The 17,195-nt window shown below is 45.7% G+C and carries 13 protein-coding genes and 1 pseudogene; 5 read left to right on the top strand and 9 right to left on the bottom strand.

The annotated features are described in order from the left end of the window. Positions 1-364 (bottom strand): hypothetical protein (locus ACOJS8_RS04875; protein ID WP_420147408.1); only part of this gene is annotated, 364 nt, incomplete at its 3' end. A 25-nt stretch (positions 365-389) separates the two neighbouring features. After that, complete coding sequence (uvrA, locus tag ACOJS8_RS04870; RefSeq protein ID WP_420147407.1) at positions 390-3,248, bottom strand: excinuclease ABC subunit UvrA; 2,859 nt, start codon at positions 3,246-3,248, stop codon at positions 390-392. Between the two features lie 164 nt (positions 3,249-3,412). On the opposite strand from uvrA, the gene ACOJS8_RS04865 reads away from it, so the two are divergent. Both ACOJS8_RS04865 and ACOJS8_RS04860 read left to right on the top strand, forming a co-directional pair. Next, positions 3,413-4,186 (top strand): HNH endonuclease, encoded by a 774-nt coding sequence (locus ACOJS8_RS04865; protein WP_420147406.1) that lies wholly within the window; start codon positions 3,413-3,415, stop codon positions 4,184-4,186. A 221-nt stretch (positions 4,187-4,407) separates the two neighbouring features. After that, entirely contained in the window at positions 4,408-5,457 is a 1,050-nt protein-coding gene (locus ACOJS8_RS04860) for a ribonucleotide-diphosphate reductase subunit beta (protein WP_420147405.1), read from the top strand. Between the two features lie 76 nt (positions 5,458-5,533). On the opposite strand, the gene ACOJS8_RS04855 is transcribed toward ACOJS8_RS04860, so the two are convergent. Then, on the bottom strand, positions 5,534-6,997 hold the full coding sequence (locus ACOJS8_RS04855) for a M48 family metalloprotease (RefSeq protein WP_420147404.1): 1,464 nt from the start codon (positions 6,995-6,997) through the stop codon (positions 5,534-5,536). A gap of 213 nt (positions 6,998-7,210) precedes the next feature. Here ACOJS8_RS04855 and ACOJS8_RS04850 point away from each other — a divergent pair, with 213 nt between their 5' ends. Then, the gene (locus ACOJS8_RS04850) at positions 7,211-7,885 is read left to right on the top strand and encodes a class I SAM-dependent methyltransferase (protein ID WP_420147403.1); all 675 of its coding nucleotides are present in this window, start codon (positions 7,211-7,213) and stop codon (positions 7,883-7,885) included. A 38-nt stretch (positions 7,886-7,923) separates the two neighbouring features. Here the strand turns inward: ACOJS8_RS04850 and ACOJS8_RS04845 are convergent, their stop codons facing one another. The 3 genes from ACOJS8_RS04845 to ACOJS8_RS04835 all read right to left on the bottom strand — a co-directional run bounded on the left by ACOJS8_RS04845 (position 7,924) and on the right by ACOJS8_RS04835 (position 10,461). After that, positions 7,924-8,841 (bottom strand): glycosyltransferase, encoded by a 918-nt coding sequence (locus tag ACOJS8_RS04845; protein WP_420147402.1) that lies wholly within the window; start codon positions 8,839-8,841, stop codon positions 7,924-7,926. A gap of 98 nt (positions 8,842-8,939) precedes the next feature. Then, positions 8,940-9,395 (bottom strand): regulatory protein RecX, encoded by a 456-nt coding sequence (locus tag ACOJS8_RS04840; RefSeq protein WP_420147401.1) that lies wholly within the window; start codon positions 9,393-9,395, stop codon positions 8,940-8,942. A 64-nt stretch (positions 9,396-9,459) separates the two neighbouring features. Further along, positions 9,460-10,461, bottom strand: coding sequence for a nucleoside hydrolase (locus ACOJS8_RS04835; protein ID WP_420147400.1), 1,002 nt, complete (start codon positions 10,459-10,461; stop codon positions 9,460-9,462). 96 nt (positions 10,462-10,557) lie between these two features. On the opposite strand from ACOJS8_RS04835, the gene ACOJS8_RS04830 reads away from it, so the two are divergent. Both ACOJS8_RS04830 and ACOJS8_RS04825 read left to right on the top strand, forming a co-directional pair. Further along, a complete protein-coding gene (locus tag ACOJS8_RS04830) occupies positions 10,558-11,730 on the top strand; it encodes a glutathionylspermidine synthase family protein (protein WP_420147399.1) in 1,173 nt (390 codons plus the stop codon). Between the two features lie 54 nt (positions 11,731-11,784). Continuing rightward, positions 11,785-12,132: a DoxX family protein gene (locus ACOJS8_RS04825; RefSeq protein ID WP_420147398.1), complete on the top strand. Its 348-nt coding sequence runs from the start codon at positions 11,785-11,787 to the stop codon at positions 12,130-12,132. A gap of 81 nt (positions 12,133-12,213) precedes the next feature. Here ACOJS8_RS04825 and ACOJS8_RS04820 read toward each other — a convergent pair whose 3' ends face one another. The 3 genes and pseudogenes from ACOJS8_RS04820 to ACOJS8_RS04810 all read right to left on the bottom strand — a co-directional run. Beyond that, positions 12,214-16,107, bottom strand: a complete 3,894-nt coding sequence (locus tag ACOJS8_RS04820; protein ID WP_420147397.1) for a hypothetical protein — start codon at positions 16,105-16,107, stop codon at positions 12,214-12,216. Positions 16,108-16,469: 362 nt separating this feature from the next. After that, positions 16,470-16,895, bottom strand: coding sequence for a hypothetical protein (locus tag ACOJS8_RS04815; RefSeq protein ID WP_420147396.1), 426 nt, complete (start codon positions 16,893-16,895; stop codon positions 16,470-16,472). A gap of 55 nt (positions 16,896-16,950) precedes the next feature. Further along, positions 16,951-17,195 (bottom strand): annotated as a pseudogene (locus ACOJS8_RS04810) (hypothetical protein); the annotation flags it as partial.

Below are 17,195 nucleotides of genomic sequence, written 5' to 3'. Positions count from 1 at the left end.
TCTTTCTAGCTAGTAATTGTGTCTTGTTCATAAAGCCTACTCGGCTATATCGTGATTCGGGACTCCATACTTTCACTGTTGACCACTCAAGAAAATAAAACTGCTTTACTTTATTTTCGATACCAGACACATGAAGTAATGTATCCAGATCATGAGTTTTAAAGCTCAATAGTCCTTCAAACTCTTTTCTCGATTCGGGAAATCCATCCCACTGCATGGTTCTACAAATCCTTAATTTAAGCGTAATTTCAATAACATACCCACATAAGTAAGCAGCACCATCAAATCGGCCAGCTAAAAACAAAGCTTCCGCATCATCTAATCGCGCGCTGGCGATACGCTTTAACTCAGATTTCAATAACATAACCGGCAAATTACGCCGTTGCTCACTACCCTTCCAATTCCATTTTCAAAAACTTACCCGTATAACTGCCTTTCACGTCAGCCACTTTTTCAGGAGTGCCTTCAGCTATAATATTTCCGCCCTTGTTACCGCCTTCGGGGCCAAGGTCAATGAGGTGGTCAGATACTTTTATTACGTCCAGGTTGTGCTCGATAATCAGAACCGTATTGCCCTTATCAGCGAGTTTGTTCAATACGTCGAGCAGGTGCGCAATATCCTGAAAATGAAGACCCGTGGTTGGTTCATCCAGAATGTACAGGGTTTTGCCGGTGTCTTTCTTGGATAATTCCTCCGCCAGTTTTACGCGCTGCGCTTCTCCTCCTGATAACGTAGTGGCGTGTTGGCCCAACGTAATATAGCCTAACCCTACATCACTCAGTGTCTGCACTTTACGAAGTATTTTGGGTTGACTGGCGAAAAATTCCAGGCCCTGTTCAACGGTCATGTCCAGTACGTCGGCGATGGATTTACCTTTGAAACGAACTTCCAGCGTTTCACGGTTGAAGCGTTTGCCCTTACAGGTTTCGCACATCACATGAACATCGGGCAGAAACTCCATTTCGATCTTTTTCATACCCGCGCCTTCGCAATCTTCGCAACGACCGCCTTTTACGTTAAACGAGAACCGGCCGGGTTTATAACCACGAATTTTGGCTTCAGGCAGTTCCGCAAACAGCGTCCGGATTTCCGAAAACATACCCGTATACGTAGCAGGATTCGAGCGGGGCGTCCGTCCGATGGGTGACTGGTCAACTTCGATTACTTTGTCCAGATGCTCCAGCCCTTCCACTAATTTGAACGGTAGCGGCTCGCGCTTCGACTTATAAAAATGGCGATTCAGAATCGGAAACAGCGTTTCGTGAATCAGCGACGATTTGCCACTGCCCGATACGCCCGTAATGGTAACCATTCTGCCCAGCGGGAGTTTTAGCGTTACGTTCTTCAGGTTATGGCCCGTCGCATTCTTGATGATCAGAAACTTACCATTCCCTTTTCGGCGTTGAGTGGGCACTGCAATGCTACGTCGTCCGCTCAGATAATCGGCCGTCGTGCTGCCGTTTTGCAAAAATTCTTCCGGTGTACCAATGCCCACGACCTGACCGCCATGCCGACCCGCACCGGGACCAATGTCGAGAATAAAGTCCGATTCGAGCATCATGTCTTTGTCGTGCTCAACCACCAGAACCGTATTGCCCAGATCACGAAGATTTTTCAGTGAATCAATCAGCTTGACATTGTCGCGCTGGTGCAAACCAATACTCGGCTCGTCCATGATGTAGAGAACACCAACTAACTGCGTACCGATTTGCGTGGCCAGACGAATCCGTTGCGCTTCACCACCAGACAAGGTACGTAGCGCACGGTCGAGCGTGAGGTAGTCGAGGCCAATGTCGAGCAGGAAACCGATACGTTTGCGAATTTCTTTCAGAATTTCCTTTGCAATAATGTTCTGCCGATCGCTCAGGCGGGCTTCTAACCCATCGAACCAGCTAGTCAGTTCCGAAATGTCCATACGGGCCAGTTCCGAAATATTCTTCTGGTCGATTTTAAAATAGAGCGATTCCTTTTTCAGCCGGGCACCGTTGCATTCGGGACAGGTTTTTATAACCATGAAATCTTTCAGCCACTCCTGAATCTTATCCGTACTGTTTTCCTGCTGCCGTTTCAGAAAGTTGACGATGCCCTCAAACTTGAAGCTGTAGTAGTCCTCTCCGGGATATTTCTTCGATGGCACCGTTGCTTCGTCCTCTGTGCCGTGCATAAGCGCATGCAGCAGGTCTTCCGGGAACTTATTGACGGGCGTTGTCAGGTTGAGTTTGTATTTCTTCAGAATTGCTTCGATTTCCTTGAAAATCCACAATTCCCGGTATTCTCCCAACGGCGCAATCGCTCCCCGGCTAATACTCAGCGATTTATCTGGAATAACCGATTCTTCCGTAATTTCTTCTACTACGCCCAGCCCATTACAAACTGGGCAGGCACCGTAAGGTGAGTTGAAAGAGAACGTATTGGGCGACGGTTCATCGTAACTAATGCCCGACTCCGGGTCCATCAGGTTCTGCGAGAAATACACCAACGTACCGGTTCCGTCGAGCATCTGCATTGCACCTTTGCCCTGACGTAGCGCCGTTTGCACCGACTGGCTCAGCCGATACCGATCTTCGGCTTTAGGAACAAGTCGGTCAATGACAATTTCGATGTCGTGAATTTTGTAGCGATCCAGTTGCATTTTGGGCGCAATGTCCTGCACAACACCATCGACCCGGACTTTTGTGTAACCCGTCTTGGCAATCTGAACAAACAGTTCACGATAATGCCCTTTCCGTCCTTTAATAATTGGTGCCAGCAACGTCAGCTTCTGACCAGCGTATTGCTCCAGAATCGTATCAATAATCTGATCCTGCGACTGGCGTTCCATCTTCCGGCCCGTTACGTAGGAGAACGCTTCGCCAGCCCGCGCGTAGAACAAGCGCAGAAAGTCGTAAATCTCCGTTGTTGTACCAACCGTTGAGCGGGGATTCTTGGACGTTGTTTTCTGTTCGATGGAAATCACCGGACTCAGCCCGTTGATTTTGTCCACATCAGGACGTTCCATATCGCCAATGAACGAGCGGGCGTAGGCCGAAAAACTTTCCATGTATCGCCGTTGGCCTTCGGCATAAATCGTATCGAACGCCAGCGACGATTTGCCGCTACCACTGATACCCGTCACGACCACGAGTTTGTTACGTGGAATCGTTACGTCGATGTTTTTGAGGTTATGTTCGCGGGCGCCAAGAACTTCAATCTGGTCGTAACCCGTCAGGTCAATATCGGTAAGCGTGCTTCTTTCTTCCGTCGTCACGTTGGGATGAGCTTATTCTTAAAAACAACGTAAAATGAGCTACGGTAGTTCTATTTAGAGATGCAATCCATTACTTCTCATTAGCATCAGCAATGAACATTTAACGTAGTTCCTATATCAAGCTGAACTTGTGCTGCGCAAATACAAAACCGTTATTTTCGTACATGGCAAAATCTCCAAACTGGACCCGCGAAGAATTGATTTTAGCATTTAACTTATATCTCAAATTGCCATTCGGCAAAATGCATAAAGGCAACGATGGGGTTAGGAAACTAGCTGCAATTTTAGGCCGACGTACTCCCGATTCAGTCGCCATGCGGCTTACCAATTTCGCTAGTGTTGATCCGTATCACCAACAGCGGGGTGTGAAAGGAATGAGCGGAGGGTATAATCAAGTAAAGCCAGTTTGGGACGAATTTATTAATAATCAGGAAGAATTGATTTTTGAAAGTGAACGCATTCTCGCTGGTTATCAACATACAACAATTGAAGATGTGTACCCCGAACTTGTATTTGACCTAAAAGATTTGAAAGGGGAAGTGAAAGAACGACTGGTAAAAACCCGTGTCAATCAGAGTGTTTTTCGGCAGATGATTCTGAAAACTTACGAAAGTCGCTGTGCTATTTCAGGCATCAATATATCTGAATTGTTAGTAGCTGGCCATATCGTTCCCTGGGCAGAAAATGAACAAGAACGACTTAACCCGGAAAATGGGCTGTGTCTGTCAAATCTTTACGACCGCGCTTATGAGAAGGGATTGATTTGTATTGATACGGATTACAAACTGCTCATCTCGAAACGTCTGAAAGGAGAAACGAGTAAAGACTTTTATCAACGCTTTTTTGGCGACTTCGAACAAAAACCTATTCGAGTTGCGAGGACGTACCAGCCCAGAAAGGATTTTTTGGAATACCGGCTGGCACGTTTCAGATCATGACAGCACTATTCCAAGAACTTCCAAAACTATTCTCAACGTAACAATCTGACTATACGCCAATTACAACATCAGTTTATTTGTCTAATACCGCTGTTCGCCTTTTATTATCTTGTGTAAGCGGCCTGAAATCGTAACTTTGTTAACCTGAGTTCATACGACTTCTACCCGATTTACCTATTGATAAATCGGGCTTCTTCACATAAAAACGCATCCTCGTTAATATGGTACAAAATGATGTGATCGAGCCAATCTTACAGGAAGATAAAGGCCGATTTGTGCTGTTTCCAATCAAACACTGGGACATTTGGGAGTTCTATAAAACCCACGAAGCGTCATTCTGGACGGCTGAAGAAATTGACCTCGGTCAGGATATGAAAGACTGGAACAGTCTTAACGATGGTGAACGCCACTTCATCTCACACGTACTGGCGTTCTTTGCCGCATCGGACGGAATCGTGAACGAGAACCTGGCTGTTAATTTTCTGTCGGAAGTACAGTACGCTGAAGCGAAATGTTTCTACGGCTTTCAGGTCATGATGGAGAATATCCACTCCGAAACCTATTCACTGCTGATTGATACGTATATTAAAGATCCTGTTGAAAAAGATCGGTTGTTAAACGCCATCGATACGATTCCATGTGTACAGAAAAAAGCTGAATGGGCTTTGCGCTGGATCGATAACGGTACGTTTGCCGAGCGCCTTATTGCCTTTGCCGTTGTGGAAGGAATTTTCTTTTCTGGGTCGTTCTGCTCGATTTACTGGCTCAAAAAACGGGGAATGATGCCGGGACTGACGTTTTCGAACGAACTGATCTCCCGTGATGAAGGACTGCACCGCGATTTTGCCTGTATGCTCTACACCGACCACATCGTCAATAAGTTGCCCGAATCGCAGATTTACGATATCATACGTAACGCCGTAGAAATTGAGCAGGAGTTCGTGGCCGATGCACTGCCCGTGTCGCTGATTGGGATGAACGCTGAGCTGATGAAGCAATACATTGCGTTTGTGGCCGATCACCTGCTTGTTACGCTTGGTTTGAAGAAACTTTATAACGTAGCAAACCCCTTCGACTTCATGGAATTGATTTCGCTACAGGGTAAGACCAACTTCTTCGAGAAACGCGTGGGCGAGTACCAGCGTGGTGAAGTGATGGACAAGTTCCGCAAAATGAAAGCGGGCGCGCTAAATCCGCAGGACGCAGAAAATCCAGCGCCCGTTGCCGTGGTTGAAGAACCGAAAGGCATTACGTTCGACGCTGACTTTTAGCCGTTGTTTTCTTCAACAGAATGGCCCCGTAGAGCAACATGCTCTACGGGGCCTTTCTGTATGTGCGAATTTGGACTTACTGACTAATGATCTTAAGCGACGTACCCCGCGTTACCCGATCATCGGCTTTGAGACTATTTAATACCCCTAATTCTTCTACCCGACTGGCTGGCATTCCCAAAGCGGTTACAACTTCGCGGAATGAGCCGTCTCGCGGAGCCGCTTTTATGAATACGCGCTCTGGTTTACGGTTGATTTTATCAGGATCGGTGAGTGAGCGAAAATTTCCGGCTATCTGCTTAAACGTACCGAAGGCATTATTAAAGTCAGCGGCACTGGACAACCCATGTAACGCATAAATGGCATTGTTATACTGAATCAGCCACGTCCCGATCTGAAGCGTCGATTTGGGATCTTGCTGTTGTTGGGGTTGTCCCTGTTGTTGCTGCTGCTGACGAGAAATAAGTACGTAAGCAGGGTTGCCGTTAATGGTCGTTTTGCTATTCTCCAGTACGTTCAGGCTTAATTCCTTCACCAAATTCTGGGCCGCTTCGTCTAAGGAATTTCCTTTTGCCAGCATAAGAATCATCGCCATCTTGCCATCTTTAGGCCCCATCTGAAACTGCGCTGGTGAATTCTGATGCTGCCAGCCGTTAGGCACCGGAAACTGAAACTTTAGCTCGGGGTGGTAAAACGCGTTATTTTCGACAAAACCCTGTTTAGGGTCTTCGCCATAAACAATACCATCAATCATTTTTAGATAAGCATCCCGGTCAACCTGGTAATTACCTGGGTTCTTGGTCTGATACTCTTTAGCCATTTCATGCACTTTGCTGAACCGATTGCCAGGGTCAGGGTGAGTCGATAACAAGTTGGGCACCGCTTGACCCGAATTGTCCTGAATGCGCTTTATCGTACCGAAAAAGTTGGCCATCTGGTGGGCATCATACCCAATTTTACTGGAATACTCAACGCCAATCTTATCGGACTCCGATTCATGATCCCGGCTGTATTTAAGTAGCAATACGCCAATGCCCTGCTGAGCAACCTCCGCCATTTGTGGCACAAAAATGGCCGTTGCAATGGTCCCCAGCGTGCCAAATAGCTGTTTGGTTTGTTGCTTGACCGAATGACGGGCAGTGACGTGACCAATCTCGTGACCTAATACTCCGGCAAATTCGGCTTCGTTGTTAAAGTGAGCCATAATGCCCCTCGTAAAATAGATGTAGCCGCCCGGCACAGCAAAGGCATTCACCACCGGCGAGTCAACAATGTAGAATTGATAAGGAAGGTCGGGCCGATGCGAAATCCTGGCCATCGCTTTGCCTTTCTCGTTAATGAAAGCCTCAAGAGTTTTATTTTCATACAAGCCCATCGTTGAGACGATAGATGGGTGCGATTCTTTCCCTAGGGCGATTTCCTGCTCGGTTGACATCAGGCTTATCTCGCGTTTACCTGTAACGGGATTTCGGGCGCAGGACGAAATAATTACTACCGACGTAATAACAAGAAAATTCCGGCAATAAGTAAATGTGTTCATGGTAGGCAGATTGAGGATTGAGTGATAGTAATTCAAAAATTAAAAATAGTCACCAATACGCTCGATATAAACTACTAACACCCCCCATGTTGTTTTAGTCGGTTTATAAGGCCGATTCTGGCTTTATTCATACGTTTTCTCATAAATAGTAGTGACCAGACGTATTAATTCGCACTCCTTCCCTATTTTTGACAACCTACTGAACTCTGCCAAATGAACCGACTAGACGTTATACAAGCCCTGATGAACCAGAAGGGCCTCAAAAATTATCTCGAAATTGGCGTTGAAAACGGTCATATTTTCTTTCGTATTAAAAGTCCTTTCAAAGTCGCTGTTGATCCAAAGTTCATTTTTGACGCAGGTCGACGTTTCGGGAAAGCTATTTTAAATCCGTACAATCTCAACAATCAGTATTTCGAAAAAACCAGCGACGATTTTTTTGCTCAGGATGCTCCGAACGTCTTCGCAGAAAAAAAGTTGCAGCTGGCTTTAGTGGATGGAATGCATGAGTACCACTTTGCTCTCCGTGATGTTGAAAATACGCTCAGCTACCTGGACAACGATGGCGTTATAATTATGCACGACTGCAATCCACAAACGGCAGGTGCAGCGGGTCGATTTGAGGATTGGGAAGCAGGTGAATGGAACGGCGATGTTTGGCGAACGATTATTCATCTTCGCAGCCAACGCCCTGACTTAACCGTGTTTGTGCTTGATTGTGATCAGGGCCTGGGTATCGTTACTCGTCATAAATCGGAATCCGTACTGGATTTTACACCAACTCAGATTAAAGCCTTAACGTACGACGACCTGGTTAAACACCGGCAGCATTGGCTAAACCTGAAGCCCGCAGATTACTTCTACGAATACTTTGGATTACGTCGTTAATGAATTCAGGCTACACTCCTGATTGCTTTTAGTAGCAGCTAACGAATCACCTGACGATAGCGTAAGCTTTCCCGCATTGGGCTACCCCGGCCGATAAACCACGCCAGCTTTGCATAAATCGGGTTTCGGGCAAATTTTCTAAGATTCTTAATAAAATAGTAGCCCCGGAACAAAACCCGTTCTGGCAAAGAATGGTATTTTCGGAAATAATGAAAGAGTGAAATGTAATACTCTTTCTCTATGTCGTAGTTTCGGATGGTGCTCTGTCCTGTGAAATGAATATATTCGGCCTGAGGTACCAGATACGCAGTAAAGCCCTTCATTATCAGTCGCTTCGCCAGATCTTCTTCCTCGACGTACAAAAAATGCGCTACGTCGAAACCACCAACCGCGTGAAAGGTCGACGCACGTACGAATAACGTACTACCCATCACGAAAGGCACTTGCACGGGTTCTGTATAAATCTTCCGGACGTTCGGGTACAAGCCTGGGTTAATCATTCGTACAAACCCATGCCCCAACAGTTTACTGCCTAGCGTAGGCAAATAACCAAACGTAATCTGGCGTGAACCATCGGCTGCAAACATCTGTGCTCCGCATAAGCCAGCATCGGACGTAGCGTCCATGAACGTAGCTAGTTGGGTGCATACGTCCGTCCGCAAAACACAGTCATTATTGAGAAAATAATAGTAGTCGGTGTTGGCATCCGCCAACTGAATACCAAGCATGTTGCCCCCCGAAAAGCCAAGATTAATTCGACTTCGAATAACCTGAACGCTGCTTATTTCAGCTAAAGGTTTCAGCGCTTCATAATCAGCAGGTGAAGAATTATTGTCGACAATGATAATTTCATAGTCAACCCCTCTGGTTTTTTCCCGGATCGACGTAACACAGTCGTGGCTAAACTGATGAGAATTATAATTGATAAGGATAATAGAAACTTTTCGCGGCTTCATACCGCAAAGAACCGAGAATTGTCTGGCGAAAACAATATGATACGTAAGAAGGCCCAAAAGCCGAATTTACGGATATTCTGCCTGACTCGTAGAACGTACTACTCCTCGCCTAATACCGAAAAAATCAGATCTGATTCGTACCCTTTGCTAAGGGCGTAACGTACCAGTTTCTGCTTAACAACAAGCGGGTTATCGTCGCGAATACTCTGCCGCTTTTTATCCAATAACGTAGTAAGTACCTGCCGGTAATCGTCCTGAGCGATTTCTTTCAGGGCCTGATCCAGGTTATAGCCCGAAATACCGCGCTGCTGCAAGTGCTGTTTAATTTTACGTTTTCCCCAACTTTTTACACGAAATTTTCCACCGGCAAATGTTTTCGCAAATCGCTCTTCGTTCAGGTAGTTCTGCTGAATCAATTCGCTGATAACTTCTTCAGCGTCGTCGCCCACTACGTCCCATTCTTTCAAACGCTCCCGAACTTCCTGTTGCGTGCGTTCCTGATAAGCGCAAAACATTGCTGCTTTCCGAACAGCTTCTTTTATTAGGTCCGTCATATTAGTTCAATGAGTCAGAAAGTGGTGCGCGGGCTAGTTAATAGCCAACCACTTTCCAGTGTTTTTACCGTTTCACGGGCTGATGCTGCATTAACTCATTAATCAATGTTTCAACTTCCGATGCAGGCATTTTCTCCACTAAATAATAATGTCCTTTACCGGAAGCATCCCAGCCATTGGAGCCATCTTCATTCATCGTTAGCCGCCCCGGCTTCACGGTGTAATACGATTCGGCCCCCTTCACCCCAACCAGTACCGCCGTTTGGTCCCAGCTCATCCGGCCTTTGGCATCTTCTTTTGCTTTGGGCAGTGAAATAGTGAACACGTCTTTCACCGGACTATTTTTGATGCTGGCGTTTTGCGTCAGAGGGAGCCCTGAGTGAATCTTTTCGCCAATTTCAAATCCGCTGCAAACAATAGTCGTCGGCCAGTTAGAGAACACAATTTGCGAGGAAAGGGTGTCTCTGAATACGTTGTATTCGCGACCTTTTGGAAATTTCCCGGCCATACTCACTACGTTTTTCACCTTTTGAGCCACCAGCGCTTTTCCCGACAGTTTAGAATATTGATCGGGCCTGGAATTGAGCAGATTTGCCAGATTTGTTAGAAATCCGACCGTGATAATCGTTACGCTGCGATCAGGTTGTTTGGCCAGAATTTGCCGGTACAACGTAACGGCATCGGGCACCTCACTGTTGGAGCGGATTTGGTGCGGATAGCGAGCCGTAATGGTATCCGACCAATGCTGAAAATCTTTATCACCAACGGCCTTTCCCTTCGGAACGCCAATGGGTATGTTTGGCCGATTGAAATACGTATTCAGCACACTTAGTACCTGCGTTACTTTCGGATAGTTCGTGCAGGCAATGGTGGCCAGTATGTTGGCCTGCCCTTCGTCAGCGAAAGCGTGCAGAAGAGTAATCGCCCCTACATCATCGTAGTCAGGCCCCATATCGGTATCGAAAATAACGGGCACCGCCGACTTGGCAGAAACCGATTGTCCCTTAACCTGACCAGTCATCATAAACAGTAACACAATTGCCAAAAACATATAGTTTTTCATCATGCGAGTAAGCGAGATTTACCAGTTGATACGTAGTTATAGTCCGATTGGTTAATAGTTTTTAATAATTAGTAATCCTTACTGCCAAACCTCAAAAATATGATTTCTCTCAGAACTCTTGCTACTCCACCGAATAACCAACTCCGAAATATGGGCTGGGACTGGATGCTCGGACAGGACACTCTTCCTTATCTGACCAATGAGGTTGTTACGTTGCAATCTGACGAAGTAGACGCTTATTACGAAGCTGCGAATGAATTATTTGAGATGTTTGTAGCAGCCGGGCAGCACGTTATTGATGAGAACCGATTTGAGGAGCTAGGCATACCATCCAACTTGGTTGAGCTTATTAAACTATCGTGGGAAGACGACCGAAACATTCATCTCTACGGTCGCTTCGATCTGGCCGGTGGCATTGACAACCAGCCGATTAAGCTTATTGAGTTCAACGCCGATACGGCTACCTGCCTCCCCGAAACAACCGTTGTCCAATACGCGCATCTCAAAGCAAATGGACTTGAGGAGAGTCATCAATTCAACGCGGTCTTTGAAACATTGACAGGTCAGTTTGAAGAACTTCTGGCGCTCAATCCCGATCTGCAGCCGACTTTACTTTTATCGGCTATGCGCGATTTCCCGGAAGATGATACCAACGTAATGCTGCTTGGTGAAGCAGCCCGCGAAGCCGGTTTCGAAATTGAGTTTGATTTTGTGGATAATGTTGAATTTTCGGCCGAAGAGGGCATATTCTGGCAAAACCCGAAGAATGGCCAGTTTGAGAAACTGGACTTCTGGTTCAAGTTAATACCCTGGGAATCTATTGCGGAAGATGAACCAGAGCTGCTACGTATCCTCACCGAGATTATCCAGAAACGTCTGGCGATTGTTCTGAATCCGGCTTATACACTTCTTTTTCAATCAAAATACATCCTTAAAATCCTCTGGGAACTTTACCCGAATCATCCTTTACTGCTCGAAACAGATAATAAACCTTTACCCGGTAAGGCTTGCGTCGAGAAAGTGCTGTTCGGACGAGAGGGCGCTAATGTTCGCATCCTTAACAACGACGGCTCCGAACGTCAGGCAGTAAGCGGTGATTACGGTGCGTATCCTAAAATCTATCAGGAATACGTCGAGTTTCCGCAAGATTCAGCGGGTTATACGTATCAGGCAGGCGTTTTCTACGCGGGCGAAGCGTGTGGAGTGGGCTTCAGACGAGGGGGACGTATCATCGATAACGGCGCAGGTTTTGTTGGGCATATTGTGGAATAAACTAAATCATTACGTAGTGATCTCGGGTTTACCGTAACAGTAAACCCGAACGCTATGAATCATCTTAGTCTTTATCTACAGGCCGTCATTTACGTCGCAGCCGGTCTTAATCATTTCCTTAATCCCAAAATGTATCTGGCTATTATGCCTCCCTACATTCCGGCTCATCCATTCATGGTAAAACTGAGCGGAATTGCCGAAGTTGTGCTGGGAATTGGCTTAGTATTTCCAGCAACTCGTTCGCTGTCGGCATGGGGGCTAATTGCGTTACTGATTGCTGTGTTTCCAGCCAACGTATATATGGCTACGTCAAACCGCTTCCGAAAATTTCCGGCCTGGCTTCGCTGGGCGCGATTACCGTTGCAGGGCGTTCTTATCTGGTGGGCGTATCAGTTCACTTAAAACCACTAACGCCGATTTTGCTACGTTAATCGTTTCCCTTTTTGCGAACCAGATGCCAGATTGCCACTTTGTGCATTACGCTTACTGAATGTCTTCTTCTGCGGGTAGCGTGTGTTGTTTGCTCAGTTTAAGGTAGTTGGCATGGTATTTCTTATTGGCCTTCACACCTACACTAACCAGCACCCCACTCACAACCGATTTGATCCAGTAACCGAAAATAAACTTTCGCTGATCGCGGTCGTAGAAAATCCGGGCATCTTCTTTGTTTTTCTTACGCAGTATTTTATTCGCAGCAAAGTTTTCGAATTTAATCAGCCAGGAACGCCGGGTTGTATCTTTATGGCCAAGCAAGCGCAGTTTCAGGTCTTTATAATGGAATCGCAGATGCCCTACCGATGCATACCTGTTTCCAGCAATCCGGGCCGAAATTGGTTCAAGATACCCACCATCTAAATCAGCAGATGCCATCGGATTCGTAATCGAAGTAAGTTCAGGCATGTGCAAATCCGACGTTTTCAGCAGCATGTGAAAGCCCGAAAGCGAATCGCTGTAAGACTCCCGGTAGTGCAACCGCCTGATCTGTAAACCCAGCAGTTTTGTACTCGCCAGAAGTTTCAAACTATCCGTTGATTTTGCTGGTCGATTGGTAATTGTTTTTAACGTACCATTTATTTCTTTCAGAGGAATGGTGGCCACCCGCTCCGTCATTTTCGAAGTTTCGTGATAATTAACCTGGCTATTGACGACACTAATTGAATCGATATGAAAAGGCACTTTAATAGCCGAAATCAAGCGAGTTGGCATCGGCTTGTTTGGTAATACGGCCGGGTCAGGCAATCGCTTATCACGCGATACATCGGTGATCATATTCTTTACAACGATATGATTCACGACCAACGTCGAATCTTTGTACCAACGCTCCGCTTTGACGCCGTTCAGCTGAATTTGATCGCCTTGTATCGTAATGTAATCCGACTGTAAATGAGGAGGAGTCATAAAAGCTTTTTTTGTAACCGTCGGCGTAAGCCGCAGTTTATCCAGTTGCAGACGTTCATTTTTGTGCTCCCAACTTACTTTCGCTATCCGAACAGACGTAGCAGCGTTTTCAAAGAACAAGTCAGTAATCGCCAGATTTGCGTGCTTGACAAACGTTGGCCAGGCCACTTTCTGACCAGCGGTCCAGCGAAAATCTGGCATGTCGATATCGCCACGAATCGCTTTCATCCTCAGTTCGGGTGATATAGCGTGTTTTTTCGCCTTAAGCGACGGATGCAGGTCGTGAAGCGTTACGTTAGCCAGCAAATGTGTTGTCAGCGAAGGTTTGCCTTCTTTCGTAGCGACGAGTTTCCCGTTCGTTAGCTGAACGTTAATTGCCTGAACTGTCGATTTTAGTTTGGGTACAGCCAGTTTCACATTAGCTGGGCTAACCCGTAGCGAAGCAAACGTAGCGTCTTCATGCTTTTTAGCATGTAACGATTTAGCCTCCACATCAACCACCGTTTGCACCTGTGTCGAATCCAATCCTTTTTTCGTAATCATATTCAGGTGCGCCTGATTGACAATAAAATTATGAAGAGTAAGATTCAGCGGAATGTTGAATGCTTTGCTGGAACTCGCAGGTACAGCGACTTTCTGTTTACCCGCTGTAATCATGGTTAGCTCGGGCCGGTCAATTTGGACAGAAGTTAGGTTAATGTTTGAAAAATCAGTTGATGGAAATGGCCCTTTAATTTGCATTTTGGGCACTGTTACGTCCATCGCTTTGCCTGACTGATGATCAACGTAACGTACGTTCGTCAGGACGGTATGCTCATGACTGTGCAGCGCCACTTGCTCTACGGCAATCTGCTTATCTTCAGATTGATTAAAGTACATTTTGTTAAGATTGCCCAGAAATTGCGCCCAACGAAAGTATTTGGAATCCGTCGTAAGCTTATTCACCTGAATACCCTGCCCCTGAAAACCGGCCAGCCTGCCTTTCGGCAAAGCCGCTTTCAGATCAAGGCGCCCCGCTAATAACTTGCCAATTCGCAATCTGGGAAGTCTTCTGGGGTCCGTTTTACTTGTCGTCGTAGCTGGGCCATCCGGTGGTGTTTTCGATTTTATCCTGGCATCAACGATGAGTTCATTGACCCGGACCTGATCAATCTGTATAATTTTGGTTTGTTGCAGTACGTCCCAGCTAAAAGCCTCCCAATAAATTTTGTTAGCCGTTAATGACGTTCCAGTAGCCAGATCAATTTGCAGCTTATCCACCCAGTTATGGCGGTGCTGTCCATCCATTTTATAATTAGACAGCCGAACTTTTAATCCATTAGCCGCAACATTCATCTCACGAATCCTTAAGTCGGCAATGGCACGCTTAATCTTAATCAGCGAATCACTTGCCAGAAGATCCCTGACCAGAATTATCGCGTTTAACTGTTTCAACTCCGCACTGACAGGTTGGGTATTGCCTGCCAGTTTATACTGACCGCTTCCGTTGATAATATGAAATCGATTGACCTGCAATAAGTCTCCGAAACTGTGTAGCGTCTGATAAATATCCGTTTTTTTACGCGTTATCGTATCCTGATTGGCTGTTATCTGCGGTTTCGACGATGCTTTCCGGGTTGCGATTAAAGTAATCTTAGGCTCAACTAACTCCGCGTCTTTAGCGACCAAACGTTTACGTATCAAATCATCAAGGCTGATATTCTTTAACCGCAGAGCCGGGGCCGTAAACGTCATACCTTTACCGGCCATTTTACGCGAAGCCGGGCCATAAAGAACATTTTTGAAAAGGACGTCATTATTTATCAGCGTAAATTGATCAACACTGATCCTGAAAAGACTATCCTTCGAATAAAAAGCAATATTATTCAGGTTTAGTTTAATGCTATCGGTTGTAAGAAGTTTCTCGCTTTGTGGATGAATAGTAAGGTTATAAACATTCATATTGGCCTTCTTTGTCCCTGCCTTAAGTGCATTGTTCGCTTGCCCTGATAGCAAAATTTCTCCATCCTTTATTTCGGTGTACCGCACTTTAATATTCTTGAACAGCGTCTTGATGTTCGAATGCAGAGTTGTATCTTTTGCCTGCGTTTTTCTGGCCGCAAGTGGCAGCGTAAGCACCGGCCTTACGCAAATGAGCGTATCGAGTAGTAATTCCCCTTTTTGGTAAAGAGCAGGCAGATGTCTCGAATTAAAATAAAATCTATCAGCCTGCAGGCTCATTTCTCCCTGCGACGCCGTAGCGGGTTTATGAAAGTGAACCGAATCAATTTCGAACAATTGCCGACTACTGGCAAAGCGCAATCCTTTAAAACTTAGTACGTTCCTCCCATCTGACAGCACCCAACGCTGACGCCCCAGCGCCAGCTCCAGATTATCAGACCCTAATAAGTGGCTGTCGTTATTATCAATTTTAAGGAAGTTACGTACCGTCAGACTCAGATCTTTGATGACTAAAGGTTCAGGACTGTTCCGTTTGAAAAGCGAGAATGAAGCCTCATGAATAGCAAACGATTTAGCGTGCAAATGATCCAGCGTCTTTTGCAGATTCTCCAGAATCATCGACGTATGAAAGCTTGTATGATTCTGGCTCGGAGGGTGCACTTTATAATCGTGAATGACGATTTCAGGTTTTACAATCGAAAAACTATCCACTGAAAGGCGTTTACTAAACAGCAGGTCACTCCAGCTTTCGATCGATAAATAAGCTTTCGGGATTTTCACGTCGTAATAAACAGGCGTGTTTACTGTATCTCGCCGACTCAAAACAGAATTATCTATTATAATTTCTTTATTGACAAATGAAAGGTTAATATCCTTACTATGAAATGAATAGCCGCCATTGGTTTGCTTTTCAACAGCGTATTCCAGTACGTCTTTTAAATTATTCACTAGAACGTAGTAAATGCCTCCTGCTAACAGGAGTGGTATAGCCGCTGCCATGAGCAGTACTTTTACCCAGCTTTTCAAGGATACTTTCATGTTAAAAAGAGGATACAGGTGTGACAGTTAGAGCTTTATTATTCCGTTTGGCATTCACTTGGTGGCTAACCACTCAGGCTCCTGCCTGAACGACGCCCGCCAAACAGCTTTTTTTTAACGTTCGACTATATACGTAGTGTCATTTTTTTACAGATTATGAATACAGGAAAGCAACAGCCCTACAACAAAATGATTCGCTTTTGCCTCGACAGGGTTACCTAATAGCAAATTGGATTCATTGGGCGTATCGAAATTAACTTCGGGTCTAAATCTGTTCGTTGTGCCATAAGACAGCAGCAGCCCAGGCCGAAAACTGAATTTAGGTCGGCGGATATTAGCCCCAACCTACGCGTGATGCGTATTCAGGTCTGTGGTGTAGGATACGTAGCCATCTGATTAACCCGATCATTTACTATGTGCGTATGGATCAGCGCGTAGGCCAGCACCAGACGTTTGTTATTTTTCAGTTCAAAACTACCAGCGTGCATTTGGGGCGAAACCCCAGCCGAGATGGATTTCAAATCTTTACCCTTACCCAGCGCGTCAATAACCCGGTTCAATTCAAACTGATATAAACTATCCGAGAATTCTAAAGCTGTTTCGGGCCGTACAGTTAATAGGGCCGGATTATAAAAAAATACGCCACTATCTTTTGTGTCGGCAATGCTGGCACCTGGTGTCATAAATCCACCCGGGCTATAATTCGACGACCAATAATTGGAATCCTGAGCAATAACCTGACGATAACTAAATGCACATACGATGTAAAAAGTACAGATACGTAACATATTTATTTCAGGGAGGAAGGTTTCTTATAGTTTTGCCCGCTCACTCAGGAAACGTTCACAGAATCTTCTGAAGACCAGGGATATTATAAATCGCGAGGGTTATGATTAGTCCCCAGAAAACGGCGAATACAACCATCCAGAAGATAATTTTAGCCGGATGTATTTTGAATGACGTAGCAATCAGGGTGCCCCCAATTGGCGTAAAGAGGAGCGGAGTAAGACAGGCAATACCAATCACACCGAAATTCCGGTAAACGCGTACTGCCCGACGGCTACCTTTAGAAAAGCGCCGGGGCTCTT

This window comes from Spirosoma sp. (assembly GCF_048594605.1).
In the GTDB taxonomy this organism is placed as follows: domain Bacteria; phylum Bacteroidota; class Bacteroidia; order Cytophagales; family Spirosomataceae; genus Spirosoma.
Note: the sequence above shows the minus strand (reverse complement) of the source record. Positions and strands in the feature narration are given on the sequence as shown.